This is a genomic window from Streptomyces sp. NPDC056144, assembly GCF_042264145.1.
Taxonomy (GTDB): Bacteria; Actinomycetota; Actinomycetes; order Streptomycetales; family Streptomycetaceae; genus Streptomyces.
On sequence record NZ_JBHJVF010000005.1, the window covers coordinates 421,147 to 433,420 of the forward strand.

Consider the following 12,274-nt stretch of genomic DNA (forward strand, 5'->3'; position numbering starts at 1 on the left):
AGTCTCGTTGCTTCACGTGCGTTCTGAACCCCAGTCAACCCCCCTAAGGGCTCCCTGACTCGGGTGTGCGGAGCGGTAATCGCCCCCTAGTGGATAGTGGCGGCGGGGGCGACGGCCCTAGCATGGAATAAACGGGCATTCCCGCAGGTGAAAGGGGAATGGTCGCATGGAGAGAATCGTAACGGAAGGAATTCCCGGTGAACGTGACAGCTCCGGACCCGACACACCTCACGGCCCTTGAAACGGATCATGAAGAGGCCTACGGCTTCGAATTCAGCGACGACGTGACGCTGGCCTCCAAGGAACTCGCGCAGGCCGTCGCCGCCGAACCCGCCCTCACCGCCGACGAACAGCTCGCACTCGCCGTTTGGCACGTACGGCACGTCGTCGCGCTCATTCCCGAGGGAAGCCGCCGCGGATTCCTCTTCCAGTGCTGGCAGCACTGGACGGAGGGCCTCACCCCCGACCGCCGCACCGCCCTCTACGACCGCACCCAGGCCGCCGGTTCGGCCCTCGACGACGGCCCGCCGGCGATGAGCGGCGCGACCGAGCAGGCCTGGGACGCGTACCTGCGCACCCTGCGCCGCTCCGTCCACGCCTGGAACGAGCAGGGCGCGCCCGTCAACTACCTGCTCTTCGACCACGCCCACCTCACCCACCGCCGCCTGCGCATCCCGGCCGTCACCGAGGCGCTCGCCGCCCGCACCGTCCGCGCCGCGCTCACCGCCTCGGGCGCGGACCTCCAGCCGATCGCCGTCCCGGCCGCCGCGCTCCAGACCGCGTGAGACGGGCCCCGCGTCCCGACCGGGCCCTCCGAGAGGCACCCGACAGGGCCCTCCGCGGGGCCCCCGAAAGGAACCCCCGATGACCCAGCAGCTCGCGGCCCGCCACCAGGTCGAGGTGGGCCTGGGCGACCGCTCGTACACCGTCCACATCGGCCCCGGCGTGCGCGCCCTGCTCCCCGCGGCGGTCGCCCGTCTCGGGGCGCGGCGCGCGGTCGTCGTCTCGGCCCGCCCCGCGCACTGGCTCCCCGAGCTCGGCGTCGAGACCCTGCGGATCGACGCCCAGGACGGCGAGGTCAACAAGACCCTCGCCACCGTCGCCGAACTCACCGGCGCCTTCGCCCGGTTCGGCCTCACCCGGGACGACGTGATCGTCTCCTGCGGCGGCGGCACCACCACCGACATGGTCGGCCTCGCCGCCTCGCTCTACCACCGGGGCACCCCGGTGATCCACCTGCCCACCTCGCTGCTCGCCCAGGTCGACGCGAGCATCGGCGGCAAGACCGGCGTCAACCTGCCCGAGGGCAAGAACCTCGTCGGCGCCTACTGGCAGCCGGCCGAGGTGCTCTGCGACACCGAGTTCCTCGACACCCTCCCCGAGGCCGAACGGATCAACGGGTACGGGGAGCTGGCACGCTGCCACTTCATCGGCGCCCCGGACCTCCACGCCCTCGACCTCGTCGACCAGATCGCCACCAGCGTCGCCCTCAAGGCGTCCGTCGTCACCCGCGACGAACGCGACCAGGGGCTGCGGCACATCCTCAACTACGGCCACACCCTGGGCCACGCCCTGGAGCTGGCCACCGACTTCCGGCTCCGGCACGGCGAGTCCGTCGCGATCGGCACGGTCTACGCCGGGCTGCTCGCCTTCGCGCTCGGCCGCATCGACGCGGCCCGCGCCGAGGAGCACCGGGCGGTCGTGGCCTCGTACGGCCTGCCCGTGACGCTGCCCGAGGAGGTCGGTCACGACACGCTGCTCCGCTACATGCGCCGCGACAAGAAGGCCGGCGCCGGCCTCGCCTTCGTCCTCGACGGCCCCGACGGCGCCGAACTCGTCAGGGACGTACCCGAGTCGGTCGTCCTCGCCACCCTGGCGGCGATGCCCGTGGGCGGCTGACCCGCCCTGTTCCGTACACGCGAAACGGCCCGGACTGTGCAGAGTCCGGGCCGTTTTCGTGTTCTTCGCACCCGCCGGGGGTACGGGACGGGTCCTCGCCTACGCGACGGGAACCGCCCCCGGGCACAGGGCGAGCAGGTCGGCGGGCCGGCGCAGCACCGCCTCGGGACCCGCCGCGAGCAGGACGTCCTCGTCGACGCCGGCCCACAGCGCCGCCGCCGGCACCACACCGGCGCCGCGGGCGCTCTGGAGGTCGGTGACCGCGTCGCCGACCATGACCGTCTGCTCCGGGGGCGCCCCGAGCACCGACAGGGCGCGGAGCACCATGTCGGGCGCGGGCTTGGGGTGCGCCACCTGGTCGGAGCCGATGACGATGTCGAACAGCGGCAGCAGGCCGAGCTCGGAGAGGAGCGACCTGGCCCGGTCGCCGGCCTTGCCGGTGGCGACGGCGAGCGGGATCCGGCGGGCCCGCAGCTCGTGGAGGAGCTCGCGGACGCCGGGGAAGACGGGGACCTCGGCCTGGAGACGGTAGCTCTCCCGGACGAACGGGCCCTCCATCGCGAGGGGAAGGCCCATGATCCGCATGATGTCGGGGAAGTAGCGGCCGAGGTGGCGGTTGTACTCCGCGAACGGAGCCTCGCCCGCCCCCACGACCTCCCGGTACGCGATGCTGAACGCCTCGCGCATCACCTCGTAGCTGTCGACGATGACCCCGTCGAGGTCGAACACGACCGCACGGAAGGTGCGGTCGGTCCGGCCGGCGGCGGGGAAGCCGTCGGTGAACTCGCTGAACCCGGCGTAGGGCGTATAGCCCGGATAGTCGCCGAGAGCGTCAGGCATGGTGATCCTCCGTGGTGAGCAGCGTCGAGTGGGGCACCGTCCGGGCCGCTCTTGTGGAGCGGGCGCCGATCCGGGCCCGGCGGGCCGAGCGGTAGATGCGCTCGATCACCGCGATGGTGCGGCGGACCTCGTCCACGGTCCGCCCCTGTGACGCGGGGTCGGCGAGCAGCAGCGGCAGCTCGTCGAGCTGCTGGAGGTACTCCGCCCCGATCTCCTCCTCCGGCAGCGGTACGTCGATCTCGACGCCGTCCCGGACACGGACCAGCCGCGACCCCTTGCGGCGGTTCGGGCTGAACCCGAACGTGCAGGTCAGGGTGGCGCTGCCGTGGCTGCCGTCGACCCGGATCCGGGTCACGTCGTACGGCTCGTGCGAGGCCCAGCTCGCCCTGATCGCCACGGACACGCCGTCCTCGGTGATCAGGAAGCCGCGGGCCGTGTCCTCGACGTCGCCGTCCGAGGCGTCGTGCTTCGGCGCGTCCTCGCGCCAGGCGGCCGCCGACGTACGGTCGTTGACGAAGTCGTCGGAGACCGTGCCCACGGCCTGGTCGAAACCGACCGGGCCGATGATCGGGCCGACGGTGTCGAGCAGGTGCCAGCCGAGGTCGACCAGGGCCCCGCCGCCCGCGAACTGCCGCTGGGTGAACCAGCCGCCCGCGTCCGGCACGCCCCTGGCCCGCACCCACGACAGCTCGATGTGCCGGAGCTCCCCGAGGTCCTCGGTGATGACCTGGCGCAGCATGCGGACGTCGGTGCGGTAACGGGCGGCGCTGCCCGCGAGGAGCGTCGCGCCGCCGGCCTGCTCGGCGGCGGCGAGCTGTTCCGCCTCCGCCGAGTTGAGGCAGACCGGCTTCTCCAGGAAGACCGGGATGCCCATGCGCAGGATGCGGGAGGCGACGGTGGAGTGCAGGTGGTTGGGGACCGCGACGACCGCCAGGTCGGTGTTCGACCTGTCGAGCTCCGCCACGTCCGTCAGGAGACGGGTGCCGGCGCGGTCCTGGGCGATCTCCGCGTGGGCCGCCGTGTTGGGGTCCACCACGGAGGACACCGCGAAGGAGGGGTGCTGGCGCAGCCGGGGCAGCCAGATGGACTTGGCGGCCCAGCCGAGGCCGACCACGCTCGTACGGACCGGATCACGCGCCGGTCCAAGCGCGCTCACCGGGGTGTTCACGACCGCGCGACCTCGGCGGCGACGGCCCCGGCGATGGCGTGCATCTGCTCCTCGGAGCCGAGCAGCGTCCGGTGGTGGATCCAGATGGTGTCCGCGGTGATGGCCTCGGTGACGGGGCAGCGCTCGGCCAGCTCGTCCACGGTCGACTTCGGGGCCGCGTACTCCCAGAAGCCGTCCGAGCGGTAGATCGCGCGGAACGCGATGAACGCCGGGACGCCCCGCTCGACCAGCCGCGCCACGAGGGCGTTGCGGTTCTCCTCGGTGATGCCGGGGATGCGGAACATCTGCATGTAGTGCGGGTTCACGTTGACCCGCTCGTCGCGGCCCTGCGGCACGACGCCCGGGATCTCGGCGAGCAGCGAGGCGAGGAGCGGGGCGCGCTGCTCGCGGGTGGCGATCTGCTCGTCGAGGCGGCCCAGCTGGGCGCGGAGGACGGCGGCGGAGAACTCGTTCATCCGGAAGTTGGAGCCGGACGTCTGGTGGTAGTACCGCTTGTCCGTGGCCGGACGGCCGCAGCTGTGACGGAGGAACGCCTCCTGGTACGAGGCCTCGTCCGGGAAGGTGACCGCGCCGCCCTCGCCGGCCGTCATCAGCTTGCCGTTCTGGAAGGAGAACGCGGCGATCGAACCGAGCTCGCCGGCCTTCAGGCCGTTCCACTCGGAGCCGTGCGCGTGCGCCGCGTCCTGGATCAGCGGGATGCCGGTGTCGGCGGAGATCTTGCCCAGGGCGTCCATGTCCGCGAAGTGACCGGCCATGTGGACCGGCATGATCGCCTTGGTCCGCTCGGTGATCGCGGCCTTCGTGGCCTCCGGGTCCAGGCAGTACGACACCGGGTCGACGTCCACCGGGACGGCGACCGCGCCGAGCCGCTGCGCGGCCTGCGAGGAGGAGATGAAGGTGAACGCCGGCACGATCACCTCGTCGCCCTGGCCGACACCCAGGACCTGGAGGGCCAGTTCGAGGGCGTGCGTGCCGTTGGTGACGGCGAGGGCATAAGGAGCGCCGTGGCGGTCGGCGAACTCCCGCTCGAAGGAGTCGACTTCGCTGCCGCCCATGCGCCACCACTGGCCCTGGTCGAGGGCGCGCACCAGGTTGGCGCGCTCCTCGTCACCGTAACGAGGCCAGGTCGGAAGGGAGGCGAGCAGCTGCTGCTCACGATCAGTCATGGGGAACCAATCCTTTTCGGGGAGGATCTCGATCCGGAGAGCCTGGAATAGTGCCGGAGGAGCGCGATAACGTTCCCTGGCCGCTTGGCCGATGGTTTTCTCTCGTCCGGGGAATATCACGCTACCGCGCGGATGGCACTGGACCCCATCCCCTACAGGGTCCCTTGAAACCCCCCTTACTGTGCGCCTACGGGCCCCTTCACGGGCATGGTGGCAGTGCGGGCCTGCTACAACTTTCCAGAGGCGATAAACCACTCTCTATGAATGTTGTGCGAGGTGAATCATGAGCGCGATACTCCTGCTGAATGGCCCCAATCTCGGAATCCTCGGGCAGCGTGAGCCGGAGGTGTACGGCACCGACAGCCTGGCCGACATCGAGCGGGCCGTGAGCGAGGAAGTCGCGGGACCCGGCTGGAAGGTCAGGTCGATCCAGCACGACTCCGAGGGCGACCTGGTCACCGCCATCCACGCGAACTACGACACCGTCGGGGCGATCGTGAACCCCGGCGCCCTGATGGTCGCCGGCTGGAGCCTGCGCGACGCGCTGGCCAGCTACCCCCGGCCCTGGGTCGAGGTGCACCTCTCCAATGTGTGGGCGCGCGAGCAGTGGCGCCACGAGTCGGTGATCGCGCCGCTCGCCTCCGGCGTCGTCGTCGGTCTCGGCGCCCTCGGCTACCGCCTCGGCGCCCGCGCGCTCCTGGCCATCGCGGGACAGGTCCCGGCGCCCGCGGGCCGCTGACGCCCGCGCGGGCGGCTTCCGTCTCCAGGCAGTTTCCGTCTCCCCCCACCGTCACGGCACAGGAGTCCTCATGAAGACCACGGCCACCTGCTCCCAGCAGTGGATCCGGCGCTACCACCCCAAGCCGGAGCGCCGGATCACCCTGGTCGCCCTGCCGCACGCCGGCGGGTCCGCCAGCTACTACCACCCGCTGTCCAAGGGGCTCGGCCCCGACGTCGAGATGCTCGCCGTGCAGTACCCGGGCCGGCAGGAGCGCCGGCACGAGGCTCCGGTGGAGGACATCGGGGAGCTGGCCGACCGCATCATGGAGTCCCTGATGCCGTGGGACGGGCCCATAGCCCTCTTCGGCCACAGCATGGGCGCGACCGTCGCCTTCGAGGTGGCGCGCCGCTGCGAGGCGGCCGGTGCGCCGCCCGCGGCGCTGATCGTCTCGGCCCGCCGGGCGCCCTCCGCGGTCCGTGACGAGCGGTACCACGAGCTCGACGACGAGGCGATGCTCCGGGAGATGAAGGTGCTCGGCGGCAGCGACGCCGCCCTGCTCCTCGACGAGGAGCTCGTCCGTCTCACCCTGCCGGTGCTGCGCAGCGACTTCCGCGCGGTCTCCTCCTACCGGTGCGCCGACCCGACCCCGCTGACCTGCCCCGTCACCGCCCTCGTCGGCGCCGCCGACCCGCGGGTGAGCGCGGACGAGGTGCGGCTCTGGTCCCGGCACACCACCGGCCCGTTCCAGCTGAAGGTCTTCAGCGGCGGCCACTTCTACCTCGCCGACCACCAGCAGGCCGTGACCGACCTGATCCGTACCACGCTGACCCCCCACATGAAGTGACGGACGGACCGAAGGAGAAAGCCCCATGGCGCTCTTAGACATGACGGCCACGCGGCGGGTGCGGGACGAGGCGGCTCCCCTGGAGGAGTTCCTCGACCGCGTGAGCGGCAAGTGGACGATCAGGATCCTCTCCGGTCTGCGGCACCCGCGCCGCTTCACCGAACTCGAAAGGTCGCTCGACGGCATCAGCCGGCGCATGCTCACCCTGACGCTGCGCAATCTGGAACGCGACGGTCTGGTCGTCCGGACCGTCTTTCCGACCGTTCCGCCGAAGGTCGAATACGCGCTGAGCCCGCTGGGTTCCGAGCTCCTGGATTCCCTCACGCCGCTGACGGCCTGGGTGGAACGCAACCGCTCCATTCTGGAAGCGGCGCGAAACGCTTACCGGGACCGGGCCGCGGCCTGAATTCCGTACCCCCTCACCACCCCCTGGAGAATGCGATGAACCGGCTGGGAATCGACGTAGGGGGCACGAAGATCGCGCTCCGCCTGGAATACGCGGATTCCGCGACGGGGGAGATACGCACCCGTGAGGTCGTGCGCCGCTGGTCCGAGTCCGCCACCCTCGACACCGATCTCGCGACCCTCGCCGAGGCCGTCGCCGCCGTCGCCGACCCGGTCGTCCCCGTGGCCTCCGTGGGCGTGGCGATGCCCGCGACCCTCGACCGCGACGGCAGGGTACGGGGCTGGCCCAACCGCCCGTTCTGGCAGGGGCTCGACCTCGCCGAGGTGCTCGCCGAGCTGCTCCCCGGCGCGACCGTGCGGACCGCCGACGACGGCGACCTCGCGGCGCTCGCCGAGGCGGACGCGGCCGGCTGTCGCGACCTGGTCCACATCGGCGTCGGCACCGGCATCGGCGGCGGCGTCGTCCTCGACGGACGCATCAGCCCCGGGACCGCGCGCGGCTCCTGCGAGGTCGGCCATCTGATCGTCGACCGGGCGGGGGAGCGGTGCGACTGCGGCCGGCGCGGCTGCGTGCAGTCCGTCGCCTCGGGCCGCGCGGTCCTGCGCCGCGCCTCGGCCTGCCGGGGACGCGTGGTCGGGTTCGACGAACTGCGCACCGCCTGGCTGGAGTCGCAGCCGTGGGCGGTGAAGGCGGTCACCGAGAGCGCGGACGCGGTGGCGACCGCCGCCGTCGGCCTCTGCGAACTGACGCATCCTCAATTCGTCACGATCGGCGGGGGATTCGCCTCCGGAGTGCCGGGGTACGTGGACGAGGTCGCGCGGCGCGCCAAGGAGCTGTCCCGTCCGGCGGGCCCCGAGATCAGGGTCGTCCCGGCACTGCTCGGGGGCACGTCCTCCCTGGACGGGGCGGTCCTGCTGGCCCGCGCGGAGTGAGTTCCCCTTTCCGGGGTGGGCAGGTGCACGTCAAAGGGCCGTGAGCGGAAGCTCACGGCCCTTCTCGTTGGGGGGGGAGTCCTGACGCGGGCTTCCTACATGCCCCGGTAGCGCACCGACCGCAGCGGCCGCCGCCCCAGGTTGCCCGTCGTTCGCAGCCGGCTGCACCGGTGGGGCCCGGTCCCGCCCCCGCCCCCGGCGGCGGCTCCCGCCAGTTCGGGCTCCTGCCCCGGGTTGGGCGTCGGCTGGCCGGAGGCCGTGAGCTGCCGCGGCATCCGCCCCGACCAGCGCGGCCCGGCGTCGTGCGTGAGGGCCGCGTCGTGGTTGAGGATGGCGTGCTCCAGCTCGCGCAGCTCGCGGCCCGGATCGAGGCCGAAGGAGTCGAGCAGGACCATGCGCGTGCGCTGGTACGCGGCGAGCGCGTCGTGCTGGCGGCCGCACCGGTACAGCGCCAGCATCAGGAGTCCGCACAGCCGTTCTCCGGCGGGCTCGGCGGCCGCGGCCTGCTCCAGCTCGCCCAGGATCTCCTGGTGCCGCCCCTGGTCGAGCGCCTCCTGCACGCAGTCCTCGTAGACCGAGAGCCGGACGCCCTGGAGCGCGGTCAGCTCGGGCCAGGCGACGCCCGCCTCGGCGAGGTCGGCCAGGGCCGGCCCGCGCCACAGGCCGAGCGCCGTCCGCAGGTCGGCGAGGCCGGCCTCCCGCTCGCCCGCGGCGAGCCGGGCGCGGCCCTGCCGGACGAGGCGGTGGAAGCGGAAGAGGTCGAGCTGCTCCTCGTCGACGGTCAGCCGGTAGCCGGGGGCGCAGGTCGTCAGGGTGACGGGGGCGGCCGGGTCCATGTGCTGGTCGAGGATCTTGCGCAGTCCCGAGACCGCGTTCTGAATCATCTTCCGCGAGGTGGTCGGTGCCTCGTATCCCCACAGCGCGTGCATGAGCTTGCTGGTCGGGATGATTTCGTTCGCGTGCAGCAGCAGGAATCCCGCGGTCGCCCGCTGATTGAATCCGCCCATATTCACGGGCTCGTCGAAAGAGAACGCTTCAAGGGGTCCGAGCAAATTGAATCGCACGCCGGTTCACTCCAGCCGAAGACGGGACGGGGGTGCGTTTCCGCAGCATCACCCCTACAGTAAACAAACCGTTCGACCTGTTTGTCAACTGGCAGGAGCCTCCTGTCGTCCGACCCTGCCAGGAGGCCTGATGAAGGCGCAGGTGAGCGCAGTTGCACGGAAGTTTGCGGGTCCCTGGCAGGCGCCGGGGCGGGTCCTCCAAGGGGGTCGAGCCCGGTCCGGAATGGTCACTTCCAGGACGGTTCCGGTCGCCGATGGGCGGACGGTTGCCGCCCGGTGGGCGAGGAGAAACCCCCCGCCCTTGAGGGGTTGCTAGCTTCCCGGAGGGCTTTGATAACCCCACTGAGAATCGAATGACGACCGTTGGAACGAGCAGGACTTCCAGAACTGGAGGATGACCAGTGGAACTGGTCGAACGCGCCGAACAGGCAATGCACCTGAAGCAATTGATGACCGAATGCGCCGCGAAGAGAGGGCGGGTCGTCCTGCTCGACGGCGCCTCCGGCAGCGGCAAGACCGAGCTGCTGCACCGGATCGCCGAGCACGCCGGCTACGGGGACGGACTCGTCCTGCGGGCCGCCTGCTCCCGCGCCGAGCGCGCCCTGCCCTTCGGGGTCCTGGGCCAGCTGCTGCGCAGCGCCGTCCTTCCCGACGAGCAGGCCCGCGCGATCGACGCGCTGCTCGACCGCGCCGTCGCCGACGCCGCCACCGGCCCCGCGGACCCCGACCGGTCCGCGTCCATCGGGCCCGAGCTGGCGCACACCCTGCACGCGGTGGCACAGGCCGTCCTGCGCCTCGCCGAGGCGCACCCCGTCTTCCTCGGCGTCGACGACATCCGTCACGCCGACCGGCACTCCCTCGACTGCCTTCTCTACCTGGCCCGCAGGATCGGTTCGGCACGCGTCATGCTCGTCCTGACGGACGACCCGGAACTCCCGGACAGCAGCCCCGTGTTCCGTACCGAACTGCTCGACCAGCCGCACGCGCGGCGGATGCCGCTCGCCCCGCTCACCGAGGCCGGCGTCGTCTCCTTCCTCGCCTCCACCATCGACCGTCCGACGGCCGAGCGCCTCGCGCCGGAGTTCCAGGCCGTCGCCGACGGCAACCTGCTGCTCCTGCACGCCCTCCTGGAGGACCACCGCGCCACCGGCGGCGTACGCCCCGGCGGTTACGGCCGGGCCGTGCTGCGCCAGCTGAGCCGGATGGACCCGCCGGTCGCCGACGCCGCCCGCGCGCTCGCCGTCCTGGACGGCGCCGCGACCGCCGAGCGTCTCGCCCGCCTGACCGGTGCCGACGCGGCCAGGACCGAGGCCGCCCTGCGGACGCTGACCGCCTGCGGACTCGTCAACGGCCTCGCCTTCCGGCACGACGTGGCCCGCCGCGCCGTCCTGGACGACCTGTCCGCGACCGCCCGCACCGCCCTCACCGTCAAGGCCGCCGAACTCCTCTACGAGCAGGGGTCCCCGGCCCCGGAGACCGCGCGTCTCCTCGTCGAGGCGGGCGCCCCGGCGGGGGACTGGAGCGTGGACGTCCTCCTGGAGGCGGCCGAGCAGGAGCTCATCGCCGGCCGTACCGTCCGCGCCACCGCGGCGCTCGAAGCGGCCCTCACGGCCCACGCCGAACCGACCGCGGAGCGCGCGGCCGTCGAGGCCCGGCTCGTCCAGGTGCGCCGCCTCTCCGACCCGGCGACCGCCGAGCACCACCTGACGGCCCTCGCCACCGCCGCCCGCACGGGCAAGCTCGACCCGGTCAACACGATCGACCTGATCCGCCAGCTCCTGTGGCAGGGCAGGTCCGCCGACGCGAGCGAGCTCCTGGAGCGGCTGCGCGGCGCCGAGCTCGAACCGCACGGCGAGGCCGCCGCGCTCCTCCACGACACCGAGCAGTGGATCGCCTGGACCCACCCGACCCTGGCCAAGCGCGGGCGCCGCCCGCAGGAGGCGGCCCGGGCCGCGGACGTCGTCTCCCGGCGCACCGACCCCTGGCGCCGGCCCACCGCGCTCCTCGCCGACGCCCTGGTCAACGGCCGGGGTCACCAGGTCGTCGAGCGGGCCGAACAGGTCCTGCGCGACCGCGGCCCGAGCTACGACATCACCTGGCCCGAGGAGCCGGCGCTCCTCGCGCTCGGCGTGCTCCTCGCCGCAGACCGCCCGGACGCCGCCGCCTGGTGCGACCGGCTGCTGCACGAGGGCCACACCCCGTACTCCCCGACCTGGATGGCGCTGCTGTCCTCGGCCCGCGCCGAGGCCGCCGTCGGTCTCGGCGACCTCACCGGCGCCGTCGCCCACGCCCAGCAGGCCACCGACCACATCACCCCGAACGCCTGGGGCGTGGCCATCGGCGTCCCGCTCGGCAGCCTGGTCCTCGCCACCACGCGCATGGGCCACTACGACGAGACGGAGGCGTACCTCACCCGGGCCGTCCCGCAGGCCATGTTCCAGACCCGGTACGGCCTGTACTACCTGCACGCCCGCGGCCAGTTCCACCTGGCCACCGGCCACCACCACGCGGCCCTCGCCGACTTCCTCGCCTGCGGCGAGCGGATGCGCGACTGGGGCATCGACGTCCCGGGCATCGTGCCCTGGCGGACCAGCGCCGCCGAGGCCTGGCTCGAACTCGGCAACCGCGAGCAGGCCGGCCGTCTCGCCTACGACCAGCTCGGCCGCCCCGGCACCAACGGCGCCCGCCCGAGGGCCCTGGCCCTGCGCGTGCTCGCCGCCGGCGGACCGGTCGGCCGGCGCCCGCAGATGCTCACCGAGGCGCTCGACCTCTTCGAGCAGGTCGGCGACCGGTACGAGCAGACGCGGGTCCTCGCCGACCTGAGCAACGCCTACTACGAGCTCGGGGACAGCCGCCGCGCCAGGACCCACGCCCGCCGCGCCCGCCACCTCGTGGGCATCTGCGGCGCCGCGCCCCTCGGCGAGGTGCTCCTCTCCTTCGGCGACGACAGCGACGACTCGGCGGGCCCCGGCTCCCCGCAGTCCGACGCGCTGCTCACCGGCTCCGAGCGGCGGGTCGCCGCGCTCGCGGTCGGCGGCTACACCAACCGGGAGATCGCGACGAAGCTGTTCATCACCCCGAGCACGGTGGAGCAGCACCTGACCCGCGTCTACCGCAAGCTGGGCGTGCGCTGCCGCAAGGACCTGCCCGTCGAGCTGACCATCGGCGGTGGCGAGGCGGTGCAGGTGGGTGTGGAGCAGGACGCCTGACAGGGCAGAACGTGCGGAAGGGCGG

Annotated in this window: 11 protein-coding genes; 7 read left to right on the forward strand and 4 right to left on the reverse strand. The window is 72.6% G+C overall.

Going from position 1 to position 12,274, the window contains the following annotated elements:
• Positions 1-197: 197 nt before the first annotated feature.
• Both ACFC0Z_RS18485 and ACFC0Z_RS18490 read left to right on the forward strand, forming a co-directional pair.
• Positions 198-785, forward strand: coding sequence for a hypothetical protein (locus ACFC0Z_RS18485; protein WP_376438735.1), 588 nt, complete (start codon positions 198-200; stop codon positions 783-785).
• Between the two features lie 79 nt (positions 786-864).
• Complete coding sequence (locus tag ACFC0Z_RS18490; RefSeq protein WP_376438737.1) at positions 865-1,899, forward strand: 3-dehydroquinate synthase family protein; 1,035 nt, start codon at positions 865-867, stop codon at positions 1,897-1,899.
• Positions 1,900-1,998: 99 nt separating this feature from the next.
• Here the strand turns inward: ACFC0Z_RS18490 and ACFC0Z_RS18495 are convergent, their stop codons facing one another.
• Genes ACFC0Z_RS18495 through ACFC0Z_RS18505 form a run of 3 tightly spaced genes read right to left on the reverse strand, consistent with a single transcriptional unit; the run spans position 1,999 to position 5,073 of the window.
• A complete protein-coding gene (locus ACFC0Z_RS18495) occupies positions 1,999-2,739 on the reverse strand; it encodes an HAD-IA family hydrolase (protein WP_376438739.1) in 741 nt (246 codons plus the stop codon).
• Positions 2,732-3,907, reverse strand: coding sequence for a Gfo/Idh/MocA family protein (locus ACFC0Z_RS18500; protein WP_376438741.1), 1,176 nt, complete (start codon positions 3,905-3,907; stop codon positions 2,732-2,734). Before ACFC0Z_RS18500 ends, ACFC0Z_RS18495 begins: the two co-directional genes overlap by 8 nt.
• The gene (locus tag ACFC0Z_RS18505; RefSeq protein WP_376438744.1) at positions 3,904-5,073 is read right to left on the reverse strand and encodes a DegT/DnrJ/EryC1/StrS family aminotransferase; all 1,170 of its coding nucleotides are present in this window, start codon (positions 5,071-5,073) and stop codon (positions 3,904-3,906) included. Before ACFC0Z_RS18505 ends, ACFC0Z_RS18500 begins: the two co-directional genes overlap by 4 nt.
• A gap of 283 nt (positions 5,074-5,356) precedes the next feature.
• Between ACFC0Z_RS18505 and ACFC0Z_RS18510 the strand changes: the two genes are divergently transcribed.
• The 4 genes from ACFC0Z_RS18510 to ACFC0Z_RS18525 all read left to right on the forward strand — a co-directional run bounded on the left by ACFC0Z_RS18510 (position 5,357) and on the right by ACFC0Z_RS18525 (position 7,976).
• Positions 5,357-5,812, forward strand: coding sequence for a type II 3-dehydroquinate dehydratase (locus tag ACFC0Z_RS18510; RefSeq protein WP_360802876.1), 456 nt, complete (start codon positions 5,357-5,359; stop codon positions 5,810-5,812).
• A gap of 70 nt (positions 5,813-5,882) precedes the next feature.
• Positions 5,883-6,638 carry a thioesterase II family protein gene (locus tag ACFC0Z_RS18515; protein ID WP_376438747.1) on the forward strand — a complete coding sequence of 252 codons (756 nt, stop codon included), beginning with the start codon at positions 5,883-5,885 and terminating at the stop codon, positions 6,636-6,638.
• 25 nt (positions 6,639-6,663) lie between these two features.
• On the forward strand, positions 6,664-7,044 hold the full coding sequence (locus tag ACFC0Z_RS18520; RefSeq protein WP_376438750.1) for a winged helix-turn-helix transcriptional regulator: 381 nt from the start codon (positions 6,664-6,666) through the stop codon (positions 7,042-7,044).
• Between the two features lie 35 nt (positions 7,045-7,079).
• Entirely contained in the window at positions 7,080-7,976 is an 897-nt protein-coding gene (locus ACFC0Z_RS18525; RefSeq protein ID WP_376438753.1) for an ROK family protein, read from the forward strand.
• 95 nt (positions 7,977-8,071) lie between these two features.
• On the opposite strand, the gene ACFC0Z_RS18530 is transcribed toward ACFC0Z_RS18525, so the two are convergent.
• Positions 8,072-8,983: a BTAD domain-containing putative transcriptional regulator gene (locus ACFC0Z_RS18530; RefSeq protein ID WP_376438755.1), complete on the reverse strand. Its 912-nt coding sequence runs from the start codon at positions 8,981-8,983 to the stop codon at positions 8,072-8,074.
• Between the two features lie 458 nt (positions 8,984-9,441).
• Between ACFC0Z_RS18530 and ACFC0Z_RS18535 the strand changes: the two genes are divergently transcribed.
• Complete coding sequence (locus tag ACFC0Z_RS18535; protein WP_376438758.1) at positions 9,442-12,249, forward strand: AAA family ATPase; 2,808 nt, start codon at positions 9,442-9,444, stop codon at positions 12,247-12,249.
• Positions 12,250-12,274 lie beyond the last annotated feature (25 nt).

Bases quoted from the DNA above. Each gene is read 5' to 3' on its own strand.
- ACFC0Z_RS18490 (WP_376438737.1), top strand. From the start codon at position 865: ATGACCCAGCAGCTCGCGGCCCGCCACCAGGTCGAGGTGGGCCTGGGC.
- ACFC0Z_RS18495 (WP_376438739.1), bottom strand. From the start codon at position 2,739: ATGCCTGACGCTCTCGGCGACTATCCGGGCTATACGCCCTACGCCGGG.
- ACFC0Z_RS18505 (WP_376438744.1), bottom strand. From the start codon at position 5,073: ATGACTGATCGTGAGCAGCAGCTGCTCGCCTCCCTTCCGACCTGGCCT.
- ACFC0Z_RS18510 (WP_360802876.1), top strand. From the start codon at position 5,357: ATGAGCGCGATACTCCTGCTGAATGGCCCCAATCTCGGAATCCTCGGG.
- ACFC0Z_RS18515 (WP_376438747.1), top strand. From the start codon at position 5,883: ATGAAGACCACGGCCACCTGCTCCCAGCAGTGGATCCGGCGCTACCAC.
- ACFC0Z_RS18520 (WP_376438750.1), top strand. From the start codon at position 6,664: ATGGCGCTCTTAGACATGACGGCCACGCGGCGGGTGCGGGACGAGGCG.
- ACFC0Z_RS18525 (WP_376438753.1), top strand. From the start codon at position 7,080: ATGAACCGGCTGGGAATCGACGTAGGGGGCACGAAGATCGCGCTCCGC.
- ACFC0Z_RS18530 (WP_376438755.1), bottom strand. From the start codon at position 8,983: ATGGGCGGATTCAATCAGCGGGCGACCGCGGGATTCCTGCTGCTGCAC.